Source organism: Pseudomonas sp. Lz4W (assembly GCF_000346225.2).
GTDB lineage: Bacteria > Pseudomonadota > Gammaproteobacteria > Pseudomonadales > Pseudomonadaceae > Aquipseudomonas > Aquipseudomonas paraversuta.
Genome location: NZ_CP017432.1, coordinates 2588902 through 2611743, shown reverse-complemented (window position 1 = coordinate 2611743; position 22842 = coordinate 2588902). Strand labels below are relative to the sequence as shown.

11 protein-coding genes and 1 pseudogene are annotated in these 22842 nt (G+C 56.7%); 2 read left to right on the top strand and 10 right to left on the bottom strand.

Going from position 1 to position 22842, the window contains the following annotated elements:
• Positions 1-5 precede the first annotated feature (5 nt).
• Positions 6-12008: a LysM peptidoglycan-binding domain-containing protein gene (locus B195_RS11990; RefSeq protein WP_148666175.1), complete on the top strand. Its 12003-nt coding sequence runs from the start codon at positions 6-8 to the stop codon at positions 12006-12008.
• A 247-nt stretch (positions 12009-12255) separates the two neighbouring features.
• Here the strand turns inward: B195_RS11990 and B195_RS11985 are convergent, their stop codons facing one another.
• The 7 genes from B195_RS11985 to B195_RS11955 all read right to left on the bottom strand — a co-directional run bounded on the left by B195_RS11985 (position 12256) and on the right by B195_RS11955 (position 17575).
• Positions 12256-12642: a nuclear transport factor 2 family protein gene (locus B195_RS11985; protein WP_003445627.1), complete on the bottom strand. Its 387-nt coding sequence runs from the start codon at positions 12640-12642 to the stop codon at positions 12256-12258.
• Positions 12643-12700: 58 nt separating this feature from the next.
• Complete coding sequence (locus B195_RS11980) at positions 12701-13081, bottom strand: nuclear transport factor 2 family protein (RefSeq protein WP_003445626.1); 381 nt, start codon at positions 13079-13081, stop codon at positions 12701-12703.
• Positions 13082-13149: 68 nt separating this feature from the next.
• Positions 13150-13893, bottom strand: coding sequence for an SDR family oxidoreductase (locus tag B195_RS11975; RefSeq protein ID WP_003445625.1), 744 nt, complete (start codon positions 13891-13893; stop codon positions 13150-13152).
• A 78-nt stretch (positions 13894-13971) separates the two neighbouring features.
• The gene (locus B195_RS11970) at positions 13972-15078 is read right to left on the bottom strand and encodes an alkene reductase (RefSeq protein ID WP_003445624.1); all 1107 of its coding nucleotides are present in this window, start codon (positions 15076-15078) and stop codon (positions 13972-13974) included.
• 55 nt (positions 15079-15133) lie between these two features.
• On the bottom strand, positions 15134-15715 hold the full coding sequence (locus B195_RS11965; protein WP_003445622.1) for a TetR/AcrR family transcriptional regulator: 582 nt from the start codon (positions 15713-15715) through the stop codon (positions 15134-15136).
• A 65-nt stretch (positions 15716-15780) separates the two neighbouring features.
• On the bottom strand, positions 15781-17037 hold the full coding sequence (locus tag B195_RS11960; RefSeq protein WP_003445620.1) for a cation:dicarboxylate symporter family transporter: 1257 nt from the start codon (positions 17035-17037) through the stop codon (positions 15781-15783).
• A gap of 112 nt (positions 17038-17149) precedes the next feature.
• A complete protein-coding gene (locus tag B195_RS11955; protein WP_003445618.1) occupies positions 17150-17575 on the bottom strand; it encodes a VOC family protein in 426 nt (141 codons plus the stop codon).
• A gap of 154 nt (positions 17576-17729) precedes the next feature.
• On the opposite strand from B195_RS11955, the gene B195_RS11950 reads away from it, so the two are divergent.
• Positions 17730-18608, top strand: a complete 879-nt coding sequence (locus B195_RS11950; protein ID WP_003445616.1) for a LysR substrate-binding domain-containing protein — start codon at positions 17730-17732, stop codon at positions 18606-18608.
• A gap of 65 nt (positions 18609-18673) precedes the next feature.
• Here the strand turns inward: B195_RS11950 and B195_RS23065 are convergent.
• The 3 genes and pseudogenes from B195_RS23065 to B195_RS11935 all read right to left on the bottom strand — a co-directional run.
• Positions 18674-18841 (bottom strand): annotated as a pseudogene (locus B195_RS23065) (LysR family transcriptional regulator); the annotation flags it as partial.
• Positions 18842-19124: 283 nt separating this feature from the next.
• The gene (locus B195_RS11940; protein WP_003445614.1) at positions 19125-21032 is read right to left on the bottom strand and encodes a nuclease-related domain-containing DEAD/DEAH box helicase; all 1908 of its coding nucleotides are present in this window, start codon (positions 21030-21032) and stop codon (positions 19125-19127) included.
• A gap of 763 nt (positions 21033-21795) precedes the next feature.
• Entirely contained in the window at positions 21796-22743 is a 948-nt protein-coding gene (locus B195_RS11935; RefSeq protein ID WP_003445611.1) for a 5'-nucleotidase, read from the bottom strand.
• Between the last annotated feature and the right edge of the window lie 99 nt (positions 22744-22842).

Genomic DNA, 22842 nt, shown 5'->3' with positions numbered 1-22842 from the left:
GCGCCATGATGCTCGATGAGATCTACAAGGCGCTACGCAGCCACCTGTCTGACGGCTCAATCGACCTGGTCAGTGCGGCTACCGGCCCACTTGCTGCGATGGCTTCAGCGCTCGGCCTACTGCAGCTCAAACAGCTTTTCATCATCAATAACACGGTGCTGGCGCAACCGGTCAACCAGGTGTTACTGCGCGGCACCGCACGCTATGGGCTGCCCGGGGCGCAGGCCGCCGGCAATCACCTCGTTGATGTCAGTGTCTTGCTCGCGGTCACGCTCGACGCTGGCGGCAACGCGGTGTTCACCCTCACGCTGTTCCTGCCACAACAAACCTGGCGCTTTGGCGACACCTTTGCCAACCTGCCCGACTGCCAGCAGATCTCGCAAAACAAACAGACCGTGGAGCTTGCGCCGTCGTTTCTGATCGATTTGCCATTGCTGGATGCAGCGCTTAGCGCCAGCTCCGTAGCGGGCACTCGCGTCACACTGGCTGGCAACCTGGCGCAGTCCGGGGTCTTCGTCCAACCCGTCTATACCAGCTTGTTTCCAGGCCGCTGGCCGCTGGCAGCGGCGGGGACGCTGATCCTTCCTGAACGTTTCGACGCGCCGCCCGTGCTGCAAATGATGGCGACCGTTGGCGACAGTACGCTTGCGTTCGGAGATTCGACCTTGTTCGAGCTGGGGTTCGAGATCGAGGTCCAGACCGGTTTTGACCCGGTCAATTATGGCTACGACGCCATCTCGATGCTCAACCTCAGTGGCAAGGTTCAGTTCGACGCCGAACACAGCCTGCGTCTGGTGCTGGCAATCATGACCGTGCAGACCAGCTGGCGCCTGCTGGTCGAGGCTGACCCGGACACGATCCGTATCGGCGACCAGATCGACAACGTGGCTGCGCTGCTCGGACTCTCCGTCGCAGAGCTCATCTCCCCCGACACCCTCGACACGTTCAACGCCTTCTACTTGTCGTCGATTGAGATCTGGCTGCCCGCTTACCACGCCAGCTTGCTCGACAACCTCGGTGCAGCCGCCTTTGATGTCTCCAATATCGGCGTCACGTTGAAGTCCGACCGGGTGTGGAACCCCCCCATTCCGTTCGTACGTGTGATCGACACCTGTATACGCTGGGGCATCGGCTGGCGGGTCGACGCTAACGATAAACCACAGATGTACACCTTTGGTTCGGTGTTCGGCGGCCTCAACATTGGCGCCTCCGACGAGCAGGTCGCCGCGCGGTCGACAAGGCGCAGCCTGCCGTTGCTCAGCGCACCCGTTGCGGCAATGGGCGACCCTCGCGTGCCGGCAGTGCGCGACGACGGCGAATTGATACTGGCCGACAGTTTCACAGTGGACCTCGTAGGCTACATTCCTTCCTTCGTGCTTGAAGGGCGGCTGCGCAGCAATCAAGAAATCCCGATCGGCTATGCCTTCAACCAGTTTTTCGGCAACCCCGGCCCACCTACGCCCGATCAAATGCGGATCACCGGCTTCTCGTTTCTCGCCGACCCTCGGCTCCTGACCTTCCAGGCCGAGGCGGTCATTTCGATGAACTGGTCGATCCCCTTTACCCAGTCGGTGAGCCTGGACCTCATCGAGCTGCGTTTTAACATCGATGCTCGGCAAGCCACAGTGGGCGGCTCTATTGCCGGCACACTGCAACTGACCGGCGGAGCCAGCGGTGAGGCGCAACCTCAATTCACTGTCTGCGCCACCTACCCTGCTTCCAGCCGCGAGCGTGAATGGACCTTCCGCGGCAGCCTCAATCAGAATGCACCGCTTGAGCTGGTCACCCTGGTCGCCAACCTGCTGACTGACACGCCACCTGATAATCTGCCGGCGTTGAACGTCGAGACAATGGCGATTTCTTTCGGCTCAACCAGTCAGTCTTACAGTGTTGAGGGTTCAATCCTGGCGCGCTGGCAGTTCGCGCCATTTGGCACGCCCTTGACGGTTTCGGCACGCGCCACTGCCGACATTTCCCGTCCCAATAAGCAGACCAGCCCCTCGGGTACTCTGTCGGGCAGCTTCGAGATCAACCGCATTGGCCTGTACGCCGCACGCGACATCGGCGTCGAGTTCCCCACCTATACCTTCCGCGTCTTGTTCGGCGACAACTACCTTAGCGCGCAGACCGCCTGGATCGGCAAGGATCAAGCACGTCACCAGATCGTCACACTGCAACTGAGCGCGATCACCCTGGGCGAGATCCTGGAGTATCTGGTAAACCTCGCCGCACCGACGCTGGGCTATCATCTGCCACCACCCTGGGACTTACTCAACCAGGTCGATCTTTCGCGCTTCACGCTGACGCTCGACCCCACCGAACAGACGATCGCGCTGACTTATGAGGTGAGCGTCGACCTGACGATCTTGCGTGTTGATCGAATCGGCGTAACGTACAGCCGCAAGCAGGGCGAAGGCAGCGTTAAGCTGATCCTTGAGGGCGCAGCCTTGGGTCAGCAATACCGCGGCGACGATGCGCTCGACTGGGACGTTATCAACGACAATCCGCCCGACCTGGTACCGGCCAAAACAGCGGTTATCGACCTGCGTTACCTGGCATTTGGTCAGCATGTAAAAGTTAACGGTATCGAAGACCTGAACACCGTCCGCGCCGTGTTGCAGCAAATGCAGAGGGCGATGAAACCGGTCGACAGCGGCCAGTCACCGATTGGCCAGCCGGGGGCGAACGGTGTGTCTTTCGATCCGGGTAGCCAGTGGCTGATCGGTATCAACCTCGGCATCGCCGGGGTGCTTGACCTTGGACTGATCTTCAATGATCCCAGACTCTATGGCCTGTCAATCGCACTGGGCGGCCCCGACGCTGGCTCGCTCGCGGGGCTCAACTTCGAGATTCTCTACAAGAAGATCACAGACTCCCTCGGCATGTTCCGGGTCGAGCTGCAACTGCCCGAAGCCTTCCGCCATCTGGAGTTTGGTGCAGTGTCGATGACCCTTGGGCTGGTGGTGGTCGAGGTCTATACCAACGGCAATTTCAAGGTCGACCTCGGGTTCCCTCACGCACGCAATTTTTCGCGCTCGTTCAGTGTCGAAGTGTTTCCCTTCCTCGGCCGCGGCGGCCTCTATTTTGGCCTGCTCGACGGCAACAGCTCAAGCCGCGTGCCTGCGATCAACAACGGCTTCTTTGCGCCGGTCATTGAGCTGGGCATCGGTCTGGCCGTGGGTATCGGCAAGGACTTTAGCGCCGGTGTCCTGCGCGCGGGTGCATTTATCGAGCTGGAAGTGATCTTCGAAGGCGTCTTCGCCCGCTTCCTGCCCAGCAACGCCGGCCAGGACACCGCGCTGTACTATTGGGTGCGCGGCATCGCCGGGCTTCACGGCAAGATTTATGGCACGGTCGACTTTGTTGTGATCAAGGTCAACGTAACACTGGAAGCGTCAGCCATGGTGGCGCTGACGCTTGAGGCCCATCAGCCGACACTGGTCGCGCTGGACGTCGACGTCGACGTCGATGCACGGGCCACAGTGAAAGTGTTGTTTATCAGGATTCACTTCAACTTCCACGTGACCGTTTCGTTCGACTTCACAATCGGCACCCAATCAACAACGCCTTGGATTCTCGCCCCTACGACTGCGAACGATGGAACCCTGCATGAGCGATTTTCGGCGCCGGGTCCTGCCAGCAGTCTTTATCGGCTGTGCCGTGGCCAGCGTAGCGCACGCAAAACGCTGCTGCGCAGCGAACACCTACGCAGGCTGCACGCGGCAGGCCTGCTCACTACGCAAACAACCCCGCACTGTCTGCTGATGAGGGCCGCGGCGGACCGGCGCAGCGCATCAGGCATGCGGCTTGCGCACGATCTGGGGGTTGGCGAGGCGCTCAACTGGGATCCTGCCTTCGCGGTGTTCAACGATTCACCGCGCCAGATACCGTTGATTCTGTTGCCGGTGTTCTCTTGCGACAATGTCGCGCTCGGCTGGTCGACAACACCGGGTACAGCGAACGCCGACTACAAAATCATCCTGCAGCTTTGGGCCGAGACCGGCACTGTCACCGACCCGGCCTCCATCGCCGACAGTTATCAGCGACACACCCGAACCAGCGCTCACGCCGATAAAGTGCAAGAGATGCCCGCGGCCGAACTGATTGAAGCCTTTCTGCGCTGGGCGATCTATGCGGTAACCAACCCGACAGGCGCAGCAGCGGCGACCTCTATCACCGCCGGCCAGCTTCTGCATCTGGCCGACGAAATGGCGCTTGGCAGCCTGGCGACCCGAACGGCCTTCAGCTTCACGAACTTGAGCGCCTTCCTCACTACCAACGTGCGCCTCTCGGTCAGCGGCCAACCCAGCACACTGCCCCACGACATGAGTGCGATGCCAGTGGCATTGCCGCCAGTGTTCAGCTTTACCTGGAGCGGCGCAGTCCAAGGTTCAGTCGACCTTGCGGCATTCAATAAAATTGGCCCCGACTATATTGCCGACATCGCGGCCTATCAGCAGCAGTTCACCCCAACTGCAGCGCAATCTACCGGAGCAATTGGTGGCGCAGCAGACACCGTCTCTTTCACCAGCCATTTGTTCGCCGATTGGTGCCTTATGATCACGCGCGCTGCGGTGGATGCGGCGCAGAAGCAGCTTGCACGCTGGGAGATGCGGCCTTTGGCTGCAACCAGCCTGAACGCGCTTGCTTCGGCATTCCCCAGAACGCAGGTGCGTTATGCCGTGCGCCATGGCGATAGCGTCGACGCCGTGGCGCAGGCGCTCTCAGCGACGACAGAGGAACTGCTGTACCTCAATGACAATCTGCACACGCAACTGCGTGACGCTGCGGCGGGAACGCAGATTAGCATCGCCCTTGGCATTGCGCCCGAAGTGATAGCGCTGGACAATGCCGAGCGCACACTGGTCGCCGGTCGATATGCAGTCGATCACATCACCTACCAGGTCCGCGCCGGGGACACGCTGGCAGGCATCGCCGCCAACTTCGGCCTCACCGGCCCCACCCGCCTGCTCTCCTATTCCGGGCTTGCCAGCAACCCGGAACTGCTGCGCGCAACAGCACGCTTCACCACACCGGCAACACCGTACACCGCGCCTTCGGGTTTCAACGCACTGCAAGCGGCGGCCTTTTTCTTTGCCCGCCTGCAAGACACCCGTGCGCTGCCAGAGCGCCAATGGTATGTCGACCTGATCCTGCACTGGAACGCGCAGACGCTACGTGACCAGTTGCCCGGCGAGCCTCTTGCGCCGGGGCTGGCGTTAAAAGTGCCTACTGCGCTGGAAAATCTCACCCAGCCTGCTGAAGCCAATTACACCAGTCTGATGGGCGACAGCATCAATGCCATCGCTGCAATGGTCGACATTATGCAGAATTACGCCACGGGTTCAGCGGCGAGCGTTCCTGGCTGGGCGACTTACCGTGACGCCATGGTAATTGCCTTCACCCAGGGATCGGGCGGCGCCGCAGCCCCTGCGCTAGTGCCCACGGTGGTGACGATTGGACCCGGCGAGAGCCTCAATCGCCTTGCGCAGCGAAGCTACATTTTCGCGGGACAGCAAACACCCAATGTTGCAGGGCTGTTCGCCTGGGTCGCTACCGCGCCGGACGTACTGGTAGTGCATGCTGTGCTGCGCATCGACGGGTTCACGCTCGACACTCAGGTCTACCCCAGCTTCAGCTCTGTCGCGCAGGCGTTGGGCTTAGACATCGCCGCCCTCGCACATCAGCTTAGCGACGATGCCCTGGTGCCGGTCACCACCAAGGACGAGCTGCCCTGGACCGTGACCGATGTGCCGGTCGCCGACGTTGACACCTTGGTGTCACGGATCCTTGCCGGCAAGTACTTCACCGATATAAGTGCGCAGAGTAGCCGCCAACTGATGGCCGGGCTGAGGCTTCCGACACCGGTGTCGGTCGATGCCGGGCCCGTTCGCGGCAACGGCCCGATGACCGCAATGGCCAGCCTGTCCGGCCAGCAGTTCACAGGCCCGCCCCCTGGCACAGGAACCGATCCGGCAATCACGATCCATGCAACCCTTAACGGCGGTTCTGACTGGCTCAAGCTGGTCAACAGCACCGTCGCCGGCAATGCGGAGAGCCGTAGCGCCCTTGCTACACGCGCCCCAACGGCGCTGTCGGCCAACCGTCGGCTGGCGCGCGCGCCTGACATCGCGGCACCTGCGGGCGCGATCCTTCAGCTTGAGACTGTCAACCAACTCGATTTTGTCTACACACCGCACGACCTTCTGGGGCTGTATCCAGCGCCTTCGCTGAGCATCACGCCGGTGTCCGGCCCTGTCGCAATGCCGCTGTCGGTCGAGGTGCCCGTCACTTACGGGTTATCGAATCGAGTCGAGCTGCAGGTGATCGCCCCCCTTGCGATTCCTGCTCAAGGCACGGCACCCAAAGCTGGCAACCCGAGCCTCTGGCCGTTTTCTGCTGCCGTTCAGGCGCTCGCGTTGCTGGCGGCGCCGACCCCGTACGACATCGTCGGGTCAGCGCCGCAAGGCACGGTGAGCAGTGATGCCCAGACCTTGTTGTCATCGAGCTACGGCACATTGATTTCGGTCAAAGTCAAGACGTTGCCGGGGTCGCGTACCTGCTACCAGTTGCTGGGGACCGACGATGTCCAGCGCCAAACGTTGCTACACCTGTGGCAATACCTCGCGACCTCGATTGACCCGGCACCAACGCTGGCACTGTTGGTTTCGCCCGATCCTGCCGCCGCCAACATTCAGGGGCTGGCCCAGGTCACACTGGACGAAAACGCCTCGACGATCGTCAAGACCAACCTCTCCACGCAGACGGTGCCAGGGCTGACGGACATACGGCCGCTGTTGCGCGCGCAGGCAACGGCAGCGCACGACGTCGAAATCACCTATGGCGCTGCCCTGGCGGATATTCCCGCCTTCCTCAAATTACTGTGGGAAGGCGTCTCGGTCGGCGGTGCGGGCTATTATCTGAGCCTGCACGACAGCGGCAACAGCGGGCTGCCAGCGACGGTTTTCACCGGCGAAGGCGAAGCACTGATTTACTTTCTGGTGATCGTCGGCGCACAGCAGGGGGCGGCACCTGACGGCCGGGCGTTGCTGGCGTTTAACACCTGCGCGCTGATCGGTCCTGGCCTCGATGCCGCCGCTTCAAGCGTCTACCTTGAGGCGGCCGACGACAGCAACATAAAGCGCATCGCCAGCGTGCCGCCGGGCAATGCGGGCATCAGCATGGTGGTTCCGATGGCGCCAATCGATCCCGCCTCGCCGAGCGAGCGCACGCAGCAGCTTTATTCAATCGCCACCTATGGTATTGGCCAGGTAGGCGCGACCTTCCATGCCGAGCGCCCTGGCATGCCGATCACCCCAGAAGCGAAGGACGACCCCCAATTTACTGCGGTCGCTCGACGGCGGCGGGCCCGTCAGGCACGCGCCCGCGGCACCTGCTATGCCGAGCTGGAGCCGAGCCATTGGAGCTACACCCAGGTATTCCCGATCGCGCAGATGGGCCCGGCCTCCAACGCCCCGACAGTAAGTGGTCTGCCAGCCTCAGCAGCCGATCCCTATCGCGGGATCAATGCTGGCAGCTCACTCGCTTCGGCGGATCTGACCGTTGGCTTTGTCGACCTCTTTGGCAACGCTACCACCCCCGACCAGGCACGCACGATCAATCTGCCTGTGGGCTATACAGATTCACTCGTGGCCTTCGACACTTGGCCAGCACTGGCAAGCGGGTACGCGCTGGCGTCGGGTGTCAGCGTCGGTACGGTGGCCATTGGTGTGACTTTCGCCAGCCAAGCCAACGCACTGATGCCCGCTCTCAACGGGCTGGCCCAGCACGCACTGCTAGCAGCGCAGAACCAGGCCGCCACCTATGAGACGGTCTATTACCAACTTTGCCAACCGAAACTGACGCTGAGCTTTTCCTCGACGCTCTACACCGAATCAAGCGGTGTAGAAACGGGACGAGCAAAACCGGTGGATCTGTCACTTCAGCTGCCCGCTCTCTGGCGTTTTGTGGCAGCGAACCTGCTTTATGCGCGTGCGGTGGCAGCGCTCGAGCCCGAGCGTCCGTTGGTGGCTGGCGCGCAGACTATTAGTGCGCTCGCCCAGGCCTATGGGCTCAGCACTGATGCACTCGCCGGCGCCCAGGGCGCTGCGCGCGCTTACGACATCCTTGGCGGGCAGGTGCTGACTATCGCCGCCCAAGTCCCCTTCGCCGAGAACCAGACCGCCAATACAATCCAGGCCACGGTACGGCCGGGCTGGCCTCGGCCAGCTTCCGGCGCGGCGCTATTGACAATGGTACAAAATGCCGACCATCTGCCGCTGCGCCCCGGTGTTTTACTCACGATCCCGGCACGTTCTTTTCGTGTACCCGCGGCCGCTCCAGTGTTGTCGCTGGGTACTATTGCAGCGCAGCAAGGTAGCACGGCGCCACTGTTGGCCGAGGACAATGGCGCCGCGAAAGACATTCTGGCCGGCGGCATCACATTGGTGTTCGACGAACTGACCGTCACCACTGTTGCCCCCAACAACGCCGGGGTTCGAAGTTTTGACGACATCGTTGCCGCCTTCGCTGAACAAGGCGTGATTGTGTTCGTTGGCGATATCGGCGCGCAGCTTGCTGAGCAGATCGGAACCTTGAGCGCGGATAGCACATGGGTGGCGAAGCGCTATCTGGTACCGCAGCCCACCACCGTGAGCGCAGCGTTCGAGACCCTGGCCAACAATGGCAGCGGCACTTCAGTCGCCGATTTGGCAATCCTCAACGCCACCACGCCGAACCTCTTCGATAACGGTGCGCTGGTCTATCTTGGGGACTTCCCCGGCAGTCCAGCCGCCCAGCCAGCGGACACCACCACGCTAAACGAATTCTGCAACCAGTATGGCACCACGCCAGCGCTGCTGTTCGCGGCGCTAGCCCAGCAAAACCCACAACCCAGCCTGCCTGCGGGCGAAACGCTGACCATTCCCGGCATGCTCGCATTGCCTCAGGCTTCAGGGGCGCTGCGCATCGGCTGCCCAGTGCGCATGACGGACACCTTACAGGCCATCGTCGCTCGTTTCGCCTACGGTGCCGGGGGGCTCGAGCAGCTTGGCCTCGACAACGCGGGCATGACCAACCTGTTCGTCCCAGGCCAGACGGTGAAAGTGCTGCTGAACAACAGCAGCTATCAGACCCTGACTCAGACCGGCGACAGCATCGGTTCAGTCCTCGCTCGGCTACAGGCGCAATCAAACACCATTAACCTCGGCAACCTGATGACGGCGATAGGCCCCCAGACCGGGTTGCTTGCCGAACACGCCATGCTGTCCTGCCCGCCGGCGGTGATGCCGGACCCGACGGGCAACCGCGTGCTCTCGCCTGCCCAGGCAGCCGCGGCATTCGGCTTTGACGCCGCCGCCTTGCTCAGCGCAAATGCTGCGCTCAAAGGTCTGATCAAGCCCGGTGTGGCCGTGAGCGGTCCGGGTGTTGACCCGGTTACCGTCCAGACTGCCGAATACGACACCATCACGGCACTGTTGGCAAGGTTTGCAACAGCCGGCGCGCAGATTGATGTGGCGCAACTGGCCGCGACCAACGCAAACGTGGACTTCCTGGCCGCTGGCGCGCTCGCATTGCTGCCGCCGTCTCCGCTAACGATGGCTGTGTCCGTGCCCGCGGCGGCGGGACCGTTTTGCGATCCGGTGATGCCGCTACAGGTATCGCTCTCCCTCGCCCGTCCGGACGAGCGAATCGACCCTGCGTTCACTCCAGACAGTGCGGTAGCGCGCTTCACCACGCAGATTGGATCGCCAGTCTCCTCATCGAGCAGCAGTGGCGGCCAGAACATGGACCAGGACCGTTTCGGTACGCTGCTGGCACACCTGTTTCCCACACTGCGACTGATCACCGGTCGCGTCGCAGGCGCGACAGATGAATTGTGGTTCCTGCCCTTCAACGATTCTGCAATCGCGGCGCTAAGCGTTGAAGGCGTATTCGATCCACCGTCCGGCCAAGGCGAAAAATGGCCCCGGTATTTCGCCTTGCGTCCGCTCTATGCAAGCCTGGTTTCGCTGCAAGGCATCCAATTGCCAACACTGAACAGGGACGGCACGATGAACCACGACACGCCGCGATCAGACGTGATCGGCATCGACGTGGAGCCCATCGCGCAGCGTTTTCTGCAGGACCTTGACCAACTCCTGTGCGCGCAATACGCCGCTCCGCTCTACGCCCTTGCGCAAGTGCGCACAGCGCTTGTGGCGGTGATCGCAAGCAAGCGAACGCTCGCTTCGGCAGTGGCCAACGGCATCGCCGCGGTCTTCGAGCAAGCCGACCCCGGTCTGCAACCGGCCATCCAGGCCGCCGCTGCCGAACTGCGCCAGGTATTGTCGCTGAGCCTTGCGCAGGGCAATGCCATCTCAACCCTCCTGCAATACACCTCGACATGCAACTCGATATGGACCGGTCCTGACGCACCCGCGCCAGCGCGACTGCTTGGCCACGCCATTGGCCGAGAGCACAACGACGTGTCGAGCGGCCTGCATTATTCGATCACCGCAGCCAAGACCCGACTGGACGCTGCAAACAGCTATGTCAACTTCATGCTGACATTGAACGACCCGGCACATGCAGATCAGATCTCGCTCGCACTTGACTATGCATTTGACAACCTTGAGTTCGACATCGATTCGATCCAAGTTGATGCGCAAACGCGCTACGACGCCTCTAACTGGCTTGCGTTCACCCCGCAACTTACCCCAGTATCGATGCCGCACACCACCACAACCAGACTGGGCGACGTCAGCGTACCGATTCCGAACCGCGCCTTCCCACAGGTACCTACATTGCGTAGCCAAACGGTGAGCCATGATCCGGTGACCACACTCGCCAACGCCGCCCAATGGACCTATGGCCTGCGCTATTTACACGAGCATGCCAGCCAGGACGAGGTGCACCTTGATGTCCGCTTCAACCAGCAGCCCGACGCACTGACGAACACGTTGGCGGCCAGCGATGCACTGGCGAGCGCACTCTTGGCCTACGATACCGTCGCAACCGGGCTGTGGGACCTTCTCAGCCATTATGCCGATCCGGCGAAGGGCGACGCGCAGTCGGCAGCAAATGCCGCCAGGAGTTTTGCAACACTGGCTGAGGCGATCGCCAGCGCCTGGAAAAATCACTGGGTCGACCTTGAGCACAAACGACGCGTAAACACGCCAGAGCCGATCGACAGTCAGCTGCCAGGGCTGCTGCCAACAAGTTATGGGTTTGACATCGACATCGACTACACGAGTGATCAGGACGGTAACGCGCGTGTGGCTGACGTCGGTGTGTCCTGCGGCACGGCGGGCCCAGGACCTTCCGGTCAATGGCCTGCGCTGATCGTGCGAACGGTGGATGGCCTGCCGGTGGCGACCGTGCGCAACGAAATATCGCCTACTCAAAGCCGCTACACCTTGGAACAACCCGTTGCTGCGGGAAGCTACGCCGACATCGCGTTGGAATGGCATGGCATCGCAATGGCGTCCTACCAGAACGCCACGGCATCGCTGAACGTCACGCGCAACTTGCACCTGTCGCAGCGCCTTGTGACGAATCCTGATTTCGTGTTCTCAACAGACACTGTGAATGCGCCTTCCACGGTGACGCCGATTAACACCGAAAGCGCGCGATTTGACATTACTGACCTCGGCACCGACCTGGGTTCGGCGCTGACTGCTGCGTTTGAGCAACTGTTTGGCGCCACCGCCTATGTGGGCCAACCGGTGACACTATCGCTGAGCTACGGGTTCGAGCTGCTCGCAAGCCCTGCCCCAGAGGCTGAGCCATTGGTGACCTACCTGCCGATTGCACTGTACCCCGACCAACAGCTTGGCGCCTCGACCGGCGCTAGTCTCAAGGGCGCCGTTGACAGCTGGATCGCCGCCCAGTCCCCCTGCCGAAGCGGCGCAGAGATCGTGGTGTCGCTGTCGCTTTACTCGCAGATCCAGAACCGTGAACGGCTGACACTGCTGACCGTTGAGCGATTGGTGTATAGACTGGTTCATCAGGCCGAAGGACGCACGTAGACCTAACTGATGCACCGAGCGACTGAATCCACATGCTGGTTTTCCAAGAGGGCACGCGCGTTAGTCATTGATCTTTTCTGGGCGTTTTGCGCGCGCGTATCGGGCGATCCTGGCTCACGGTCGTGACTTCGTCCTGCGAGTTGCTTAACCAATCACCACCCTACTTTGCCAGCGGCATGATCGCTGCTCCGTTTGGCGATGAACAAGCCCCGATCCCGGCATTGACCCAACCGGGATCGGTGAATGCTCAACCTTCGAACTGGTGATAAACCTTGGCGATGACCTTCCAGGCGCCGTCGATTTTGATCAGGGTCAGGTAGTCGTTGTAGTCGGCACCGATCGCATCATTTTCCATATCGACACGCACCACGGCTGTCGTGGGCGTGATTGCCAGTATGTCGAGCCGAGTCGTAATTTCCGGGGCGCTGCCGTTCTTCTGGACGAAATCAAACAGATTTCTGATCGGGCCGCCAAGCAGCTCGCCATTTGTATAACCGTACATCACGGCGTCTTTATGGAACGCCTGAGCAACGCCTTCTGCACTGCCCACGCGCAGACCTTCAACATACTGATTGGCAGTAGCGATGACAGCGTCGTACTCGGAAGTCGGTACTGCCTTGATGTTCTTCGACATGGTTTTCTCCTTTCATCAGGGCGACGTAAAACACACCTCGCCAAAAGCGCTCAAATGCTCAAGCGCTCGGATGGGTGTGGTAAATCTTGCTGACGATCGTCCACTTGCCTTCTACCTTCAGCAGGTTGAAGAAGTCAGTGAAACGAAATCCCGAAACGTTGTCGGTATCGACCCTGGCACTGGCGGCAGTGCCCACAATGTCGATACGAACGATCGCGGCTTTGGCTTCGGGAGATGGGCGGAAAGAGTTGTCGATGACGTCGTACAGATTCTGGATCGCACCGCCGACGAGTTTGTCGCCGTCGACGCCAAACATGGTGGCCTGCTCGTTGAACGCGGGCTTCATCAAAGCGCTGTCAGCCTTGGCACCACCTTCGTTGTACTGACTCAGAACAGCAACGATCGCGTTGTATTCCTGGACGTAAGTAGGATTGCTCATGATGTACTCCTGGTTGCATGTGCCGGTGACCCTTTTGGCCAATCGGACACGGAAAACTCAAACGACAATTACCAATCCTGGCGTGTCGGCGAGATGATCAGATCGTTGACGGTGACATTTTCCGGTTGGTCGAGGGCGTAGATCACAGCCCGGGCAATATCATCAGGCGCAATGGCAATCCTGTTCAGCGCTTGGGCAGCCTTACGCCCTTCAGGATCGCTGACCTTGTCCGCCCAGCCGGTATTGATCACGCCCGGGCTGACGGTGTTGACGCGAATGCCATGCTGCACGCCCAACTCCTTTCGCATGGATTCAGTCATGGCCTGGACGAAAAATTTGGTTGCGCTGTAAACACCCGCCGCGGGGCCGACCTGGTGACCTGCAACGGAGTCCATGTTGAGAATCTGCCCGGATTTCTGTTCAAGCATGAATGGCAACACAGCAGCAATAGTGTTGAGGTAGCCCTTGATGTTCACATCGATCATTTTTTCCCAATCCTGCACGGCCAGATCGACCCAGTTGGAAAAGAGCATCAGGCCGGCGTTGTTGACCAGGATGTCCACTGCGCCATAGGTGTCTTGTGCAAACTTAGCGAGTGCTCTGGTTTGATCCAGATGGGTAACGTCTGTGGTGAAAGCGACCACCTCGCTCCCGGCCTCACGCAGCTCGGCAACAAACGCTTCCAACCCGTGCTGATCGACTGCTGCTGCCACGACGCGAGCGCCCTGTGCGGCCAATACGCGGGTGGTGGCAGCACCAATGCCGGAAGATGCGCCAGTGACGATGGCGACTTTGTTTTGCAGATAACTCATTTTCAAGGACCTCTGTGCGGCGAAATGCTTTCGCGCCCTAGCCTCCCCGCGCCGAACTGACGCAGAGGAAATCTCTATTTAGTTGGAGTTGGCTGCAGGCCAATCGATGTAGCCCTTGGCGCCTCCGCCGTAGTAACTCTCGCGCGGGGCTATGGTCAGCTCGACACCTCGATGCAGGCGCTCTACCAGGTCGGGGTTGGCAATGAACAATCGACCAAATGCCACGGCATCAATCCGCCCTTGCGCCCTGCGCTTCAGCGCCATTTCCAGGTCATAGTTGTTGTTACCAATGTACGACCCCTCGAACTGCGCACTCAGAGCATCCAGATCCACTCCCTCGGGCACGGTACGAGAGGTGGCGGTGGCGCCTTCAACGAAATGCAGATAGGCCAGGTTGAATCTGTTCAACTGCTGAATGAGGTGACCGTAGGTCGCCATGACGTTGCTGTCTGGAGGCGTGTTACCGGCATCAGGCGTGACTGGTGAAAGGCGGATGCCGACCCGCTCACTGCCCCAAATTGCCACCACGGCTTCGGTGACTTCAAGTGTCAGTCGTGTCCGATTCTCGATGGAGCCGCCGTACTGGTCAGTCCGCTGGTTGGTGGAATCACGCAGGAACTGGTCGAGCAGATAGCTGTTGGCCGAATGGACTTCCACACCGTCGAAACCGGCTCGCTTGGCATTTTCTGCCGCATGCCTGTACTGCTCGATGATTCCCGGTATCTCTGAAGTCTCAAGCGCTCGAGGCATGGACACTTCGACCATGCCATTGTTGGTATAGGTGGTACCTTCGGCCTTGATTGCCGAGGGCGCGACTGGCGCTTCGCCGTTGGGCTGCAACTCGACGCTGGAGAAGCGACCTACGTGCCACAGTTGACTGACGATCTTGCCCCCTGCCGCGTGTACTGCGTCGGTGACTTTTTTCCAGCCGGCCACCTGCTCTTGCGACCAGATACCCGGCGTCATGGCATAGCCACGCCCCTGAGCTGAAATGTTCGTGGCCTCGGCGATGATCAGGCCTGCGCTGGCACGCTGGGCGTAGTAAGTCGCGTGCATGTCATTCGGCACGCCGTCGTCGGCCATTCGGCTGCGCGTCACGGGGGCCATTACAATTCGGTTAGCCAGTTGCAGCGCGCCCATATTCATGGGCGAAAAAAGGTCGGTGTCTGCAGCAATATCAGTCATGAAAATTCCAGTTAAGTAGACCGGTCGTCTAGTAAATATCTTAAAAAAAACGCCCCTATGCCAGCAGGCGCTCACTCGTCATTAATGCCGTGTCAAAGGCAGCTGTTGTATTGCGCACTTTCACCAGCAGTGATGCCCCCAACCACAATTGATACAGCGACTCAGCCAGTGTTTCTGCGTCTTGGGTCGAAGTGATTGAGCCATCCGCCATTCCTTGCTCAACACACCGCTTGATTCTCTGGATGATCAGCGCGGTGCCCTCCTCCAATACGCCGCGCATGTCTTCCGACAGGTCGCACACTTCGGCGCCGAGTTTCACCACCAGGCATTTCTCCTCGGGATGATCGAACGCCTGCGTCTTCGCCCAATAGCGCAAATAACCAAGGAGCCGCTCGGCGCCCGTCCCTTGCGCGGCCATAACAACGTCTACCCGCCCGATGTACTCCTGAAAGTATTCTTCCAACAGTGCCTGGCCGAATTCCTCTTTGGAGCGGAAGTAGTGATAAAACGACCCTTTGGGTACACCCGCCGCCTTCAGCACTTCCATAAGACCGACAGCGGTGTAGCCCTTGTGGGTCATCAATGACTTCGCTACATCAATGATGTGTTGTCGCATGTCTTGAGTAGGTTTTTTCATAGTGGGCAAAGCCTAAACAAAACTAGACCGGTCGTCTAGCGCCCTGTTGAGTATCTGACGAACGACTAGACGCTAGCGGCTGGATGAGCCCGCTCGGGTTCCAGTTCGACCATTTCCCACTTGGCGATCACCAAAGGTGCGATGGCATTACCCAATACGTTCAACGTGGTGGTACCGCTGTCGATAATCCTGAATATGCCGGCAATCAACGCCACCCCCTCCAACGGCAACCCGGCAGACGCCAATGTCGCTGACAAGATGATGATGGCAAAACCCGGCACCCCTGCTGCGCCCTTCGACGTCAGCACCATCGTTACCACCAGCAGGATCTGCTGCGACAGCGACAGGTCGATACCATAGAGCTGCGCCACGAAAATTGTCGCCACACCGAGAAAAATCGATGCGCCATCCAGATTGAACGCATAACCCACAGGCACCACAAAACTGACGATCCGACGCGGTACACCGTAGCTCTCCAGTCGCGTCATCAACTGCGGCATGACGGCGGCTGACGCGGCACTCGAAAACGCCAGAATCAACTCATTGCGAAAGTAGCGGATCAACTTGAAAATGTTTTCGCCAATCAAGTAGCAAATACCGCCGAGTATCACCAATGCGAAAACAATCAGCGCCAGATAAACCACCCCGATTAACTTGAGCAACGGCAACAATGAGGCGAAACCAAAGGTCGCCACGGTTGCCCCGATCATCCCGAACACACCGATCGGTGCGTAAGCCATGACGATTGAGACGACCTTGAACATCGCATCGCAAAGGCTCTGAACCACCGCAATGAAAGGTGCGCTTTTGTCCTTCGGCAGCGCGTTCAAAGCCATGCCTAACAGCACAGCGAAAAACAGCACGGACAGCAACTTCGCTTCTGACATGGCAACCAGCACATTGTCAGGGACGATGTTCTGCATAATGACCAATGCGCCTTTGGACGGCTCCAGAGTGATCGCGGCGGTACCGTGGGAAATACCGGAAATGTCAGTGCCTGTACCCGGCTCGAAAATGTTGGCGAAACACAAGCCGATGACAATGGCCAAGGCCGTAATCGCAAAAAAGTAGCCCAGGGATTTTATTCCCATACGGCCAAATGACTTGTTATCGCCACCTCCTGCGATGCCCAGAATCATGCAACAGAACACAATCGGTACAACCACCATCTTCATCATCTTGATGAAGATATCGCCGAGTGGTTTGAGGATCTCAGCATTCACCCATGTCTGATAATGCGGATGAGTATTGAAGTACCAACCGACAAGCACGCCAAGCAGCAGCCCGGCAACGATTTGCCACACCAAGGGAATACGTTTCATGTCTAGCCTTCTTGTTGGAATGAAAGGTCTGCGTGTATTCGCAGTTGCTAGAGTCATGAGCTTCCAGCTCACTGAGATCAAATGGCACAACTCGGTTGTGCCATGGGTGTTGTTACTTGGCGAAGAGCTGGCTCATATCCTTGAAAGCCTTGAACTCAAGAGCGTTGCCGCACGGATCAAACAAAAACATGGTGGCTTGCTCGCCTACCAGGCCTTTGAAACGAATGTACGGTTCGATCACGAACTCGGTACCAAACGACTTCAGTCGTTCGGCCAGTGCCTCCCACTGTTCCCAACCTAAAATGATGCCGAAGTGCGGAACTGGAACGTCGTGCCCGTCGACCGGGTTGCTGTGAACGCTTTCCTGGGTCGCGGTTTTTGGATGTTCGTGAATCACCAGTTGGTGGCCATAAAAATCGAAATCTACCCACTGCGCGCTTGAGCGCCCTTCTTCAAGTCCAAAAACCTCACCGTAAAAGGTGCGAGCTGCAGCCAGGTCGTAAACGGGGATTGCGAGGTGGAATGGTGAGAGGCTCATCAGAACTCCAAATATTTTTTGTTGGTTGGCGAATATTTCCACCGACACTGGCTCTCAGGATTCAGCCGTTGCCGGGGATGGGAAACATCGTAGGACGGCAAACCAAACATTAAAATCAATATATATTTCTTAGAAACACAATTAATATTTGTGAATGATCAAAGAACTGAAGACACTCATTGCTGTGGCGCGGGAAGGCACTTTCGCCGCTGCCGGCAACAAGATCGGCCTGACTCAGGCCGCTGTTAGCGCGCAGATCCAGCGCCTGGAAGCCGAGCTCGGGTTCGAGATTTTCGACAGGAAAGGACGCTCGGCCCATCTCAACAAAATGGGGCACCAGATACTTCTGCAGGCGCAAGAGCTGCTGAGGCTTTATGACAATTTGGGCTCTACAACGCTGGGCAAGCCTCCCAGCGTGCTGGTCAACATCGGTGCGATCGCGTCCGTGCAGCGCTCCTATTTGCCAGATGCGCTGGCAAAGTTTCACCAACAGTGTCCGCAGTGCCGCACACGTGTCATCCCGGGCCTTTCAATGGAGCTGGTGAACCTCGTCGATGCCGGCGAGATCGACATGGCCGTGATCATTCGCCCGCCCTTCTCCCTTCAAAGTGACCTGCGCTGGACAACGTTGGCGCTGGAGCCCTACCGACTGATCGTGCCCCGTGACCTGGAGGGAGAAGACTGGTCGGAACTGCTGTCCAGCCAGCCATTCATTCGCTATGACCGATCATCCTTCGGCGGCAGACAAGTCGATCGTTTCCTGCGGCAGATGCATTTCACCTTGCAGGAGGTTTGCGAACTGGATGAACTGGAGGCCATCATCAAGCTGGTTGAAAAAGGTGTAGGCATAGCGCTGGTGCCGCAGACAGAACTCCATCAGGAATGGCCCGCAGGGGTCCGAGCGATCGATTTGGGACAACACACCTTTCACCGGGATATCGGGCTGGTACATCGGTCTCGACAGAGTTTTACCGAGCCTGTGCGAATTTTGGCTCAGCTTATAAGTGATCAGGTAGTCGCCGTTTCTACATAACAGCCTCCAGGCAAAAAGGGTCCTTAGGGGCCCTTTTGTAGCAAAACCGAAATCATTTGGAGTGATCAAAATACAAAACTGTGCCCCAACTCTCCTTCCATCCACTCCAGAAATCGCCTGACTCTAGGAAAGCTGGAGTGCGCCTTTGGAAACACCAAATGGTGGGCGGCTACTGGAGAGCTCAATGCTTGTGGCGCGACTTCAACCAAGGCACCGCTGGCCAGATATGAGCGACTCATCAGGCTCCAAAGCGGCCGTCAGGCCGATAATCTGATAGCCCGAATCGGCATAGCTAAACGGCATCTTTTCCGCAGATCGATCCGCGCACCCGTGTCCAGCACCAGCGGCTGTTGAAGCAGTACCTGTTCTGGTGTGTCACCCGATACATCCCGCGCGCTCGTCAGAACTGAACGAACTGTGACCATGTTTGCCATCGCTCAACTTTTATACCTTCTTGACGTAACAAGGCCTGAATACTTCCTCTTTACTGTATCTAAATTACACTTGTCAAAACTATTAAAGAATACTATTCAGCTGGTCAAAGTTTTTTTCAAAAAAATCCTTGTAAACACTTTCAGTAGGTATAAAAGCAATAATGCTTTCTTTTGCCCGTGTAAGCCCTGTATATATTATCTCGGCAGAATCTTTGTCACAGACAAGAAGAACAATAAGCGGGGATTCATATCCCTTGAAGCTATGAATAGTGGATAGCTTCGCAACGCCACTATTGAGGTTGAATCCGACTTTTTTTGAGTTGCCAAGAGCCTTTGCAGATTTATTAAATTTCGGATGCTGCATCATTTCTAGAGTGGCGAATGTCGTGAGCGTGCGCTGCCTATGCCCTTCCCCATTACGGAGATGATAGTCCAAATTTTGAAGCACACTTTCCCTTGAACACACTATTGTCAGGTCATTTGGATGTAAGCCTTCTTTTTTTGTTAGATCTACAATCATTTTTGCACATTTATCCAACTCATCCTCATGATAAAAAGAATAGGCGTTAACTCCTAGCATCGACAGAGACGGCTGGTAAGACTCGTCCACATCCAAGTTATAGTTTTCCAGGAGGTGGGTCGCCTGAAAAAGAGCAGCAACCTTCATGACATGGCTATCTTGTTTGAATCGGAATCTTTTGGTTAGCTTTTCCCACCGTCCAAAGCCATCGATCAACTTAGATCGTCTTTCGGAATCAATAGCCCTCGAGTAAATGTTTTGCTTTTCATCCCCGAACAATACCATTTCGCCATCTGGGTTTAAAAAATTATCCCTTATTATTTTTAGCCATTCTGGTTTATAGTCTTGAACTTCATCTACCAAAATCGTGTCGTACCGGCAAATATTCTCGATACTTTGAAAGATATTTTCATTTGAAAAGTAGCGCTTTTCTAGCTCATCCCACGACAAATCTTTAAAATCAATCTGAACACCATAATTGTTAAACGCAGAACTCATAAATCCATGATAGTGCGCAATCTCAAAATTGGCCCAAGAAAAATCGTCACGAACTTCGCTGATTTTTCCTTTAATATACATCCGCAAAGTTATATTGAAGGTCAAAATCAAAACAGCACCTTCATGGCGTTTGTGCGCGTTCACCGCACGTTTTGCCAATACAGTAGTTTTTCCAGATCCAGCCACACCGCAAATTTTAGCTCTGGCTCCCAGTGAGCTTTCACATAGCCTTGATTGTAGCTTGCTGTATTGCAGTTCTTCCCCCTCATTCGCATAGTGATAAGGGGGGAACAACAAACGATAAAATTCTTTATACACAGTTTCGTAAAAACTTATGCCACGTAAATTTTTGCTAAACGAAATTTCCTGTAGATTATCTCTAGTCACTGACAATAGCGTCAAATCCCGAACAAGCTTTTTCTTCTTGTTCTCCAGGTACTCTCGTTTCTTATCATAGCTTTCGTGTAATATTTTTTCTGACTTGAAATTACTCTCATTCTCTCTAAGCTGTTGATTTAGGTTTTCGATAGCCGGGCTATAAAAACCCTCAAGCTCCTTTTTATCAACACAGTGAAAATAAACACTCACCTTGACAATGTTAAAAAATCTTTCATCCCTTATGTGCTTTTCTAAAAGCCCGTTAATGTGAACGTCAAAAAATGTTTTCTTGTATGCAAAGGCCTGTGCGAAAGGGGATTTAATTATTTGTCCGTTGCTCTTCAAACTCCAAACGTTATCTGAAGACACTCTATATCGCTGAAGATCCCAATCTTTAACCTCGAGCACCACAACGCCCAACTCCTTATTGAGCAATACTATGTCTGGCCTGTCGCCATTGAAGCAAGGTTGAAAAAAAATATTTGTATTTTCGTCGAACATTAGACTGAGAGCTTCGAGCAAGTTCAACTCTCCAGGCGTAGGTGATTGTCTAGACTTTTTAATCTGATCAATATTAGGGATTATATTCGCCACAGCCTCAATTCCTTTGAACATGCTCAATGCGAACACTAGCACAAAGCCATATTTCACACAATGAATGCGCCATCCGATTAGAATCCAAGTCTACGATGACATTAAATGGACTACCCCCGCCGCCATAGACAATTTCCAGCCTGATAATGTGGCGCTTTCAAAGGGCTCAAGGCTAACGCCGCCGATAAGCACTCGGTGTTTGGGTTTGCGGCGCCAAACCGCAATCAGCAAGGCATACAACGCCAACTCCTCGGCTAAGTCGGTTTCATTGACCAGTCAACTATGTTGCGCGCATAGGTAAGCCGTATGCCTGCAGAGAGCATAGCTACCGAACTTACCCAATCAAGGTAGTGTTATTAAAGCGCCGCCGTATAAGTATTGATGTGGGTTTTATTGCAGTTGGTCCGCAACCCCCAACAGCAGGCATACGCTCGGGCTTTTTCGACGCCATTAGAATAAAAAACGATGACTGGCTCCCCTGTCCGGGCTCCCCGTCGAGTGAGGCGTGCTCGCGCAGTGAACGCAGTACCGTTTCCGGTGGTGATATAGGGTGTTGCTGGTGCTGCGCTGACACGATTATACGCGTCCGTAAAAGTCAGCGGGTTGTTTACTGTACCTGCATGAGCACCGATGTTTGGTTTGACAGTCATATCGATAGTCTCCATTAAAAAGCAACTAAATAGCGTAAATCAGATCGTCCTGCGTCCAGTAACCCAAGGGGATCAGACATTTCCAGTTTCTGGCTCTTCCTGAACATCAATCCTCAATGGGGATCCTTCGCCCGTTGGTTGGTGATGCCGAACGGAATATGTACGGATGGAGCGACGGCACTTGCAGCCTTCAGATGTCCTGACTGGTCATCGAAAAAAATATGCGGTTTTAGTATTCCGAGAACTCGGCCTTTTTCGATGCCTCCGAGGAAGAAAGCATCATTTGCCATTACGCCCCAACTCTTGAGTGTATTCATCGCGCGTTCGTGTGACGGAGCATTTCGAGCGGTTACGATCGATACGCGAATCCTGTTTTGATAGTCAGGATTCAGTTTCTTGTGCTCTTCCTCCACCGACTGAATCTTCGACATACGCACCATGAATTCTTTTAACGGGCCGGGATGATGCGGCTCCATTACGTTTTTCACTTCATGGGCATGGAACTTGGTCAAGCCATCTGACTGCATGACTGTCTCGGACTCATCGTCGGCCAGGACACCATCAAAGTCGAATGCGATTCGCAAAGTTTTGTCGTCTTCGTCGTCATTGAATTGTGAGTCGAGAACCTGGCCAGCTGGATGACCAGCCATAATGGCTGCCTCGACGTCGGATTTATTTCCAGACAGGAAGAGCGCGATGTTTAAGGCGGGAATGTATTCATAGGGCGACTTGCCCTGCATGAAAATAGCCCGGGTCATAGGAAGCCCGTAATACTCGATAGTCTTCATCACCCGTAGCCCAGTATCCGGGTCGTTTCGAGACAGCAGCACTACCTCAACTAATGGATCGGATGGATTTGCACTAAGATCGTTCAGGGATAATAGCCGTTTGATGAACGGATATGCGATGCCCTTGGGCAAGGGGCATTTGAGATTCTGCTCTTGAAACTTTCGGTACTCCTCTTCTCCCTGACTTTTGAAAACTGCATCCGATTCACGCAAATCAAAGACGGCACTGGACGCGACTCCGATTACAAGACGATTGTCCAATTCATAGGCCATTTAACTTTCTCTTGTTTGTTTAGTGACGTCAGCAAACGAAACGCTCAGCAGCCATCGACTGACTGCGAGTCTAGGGTCATTGGCACATGGGAGAGACAG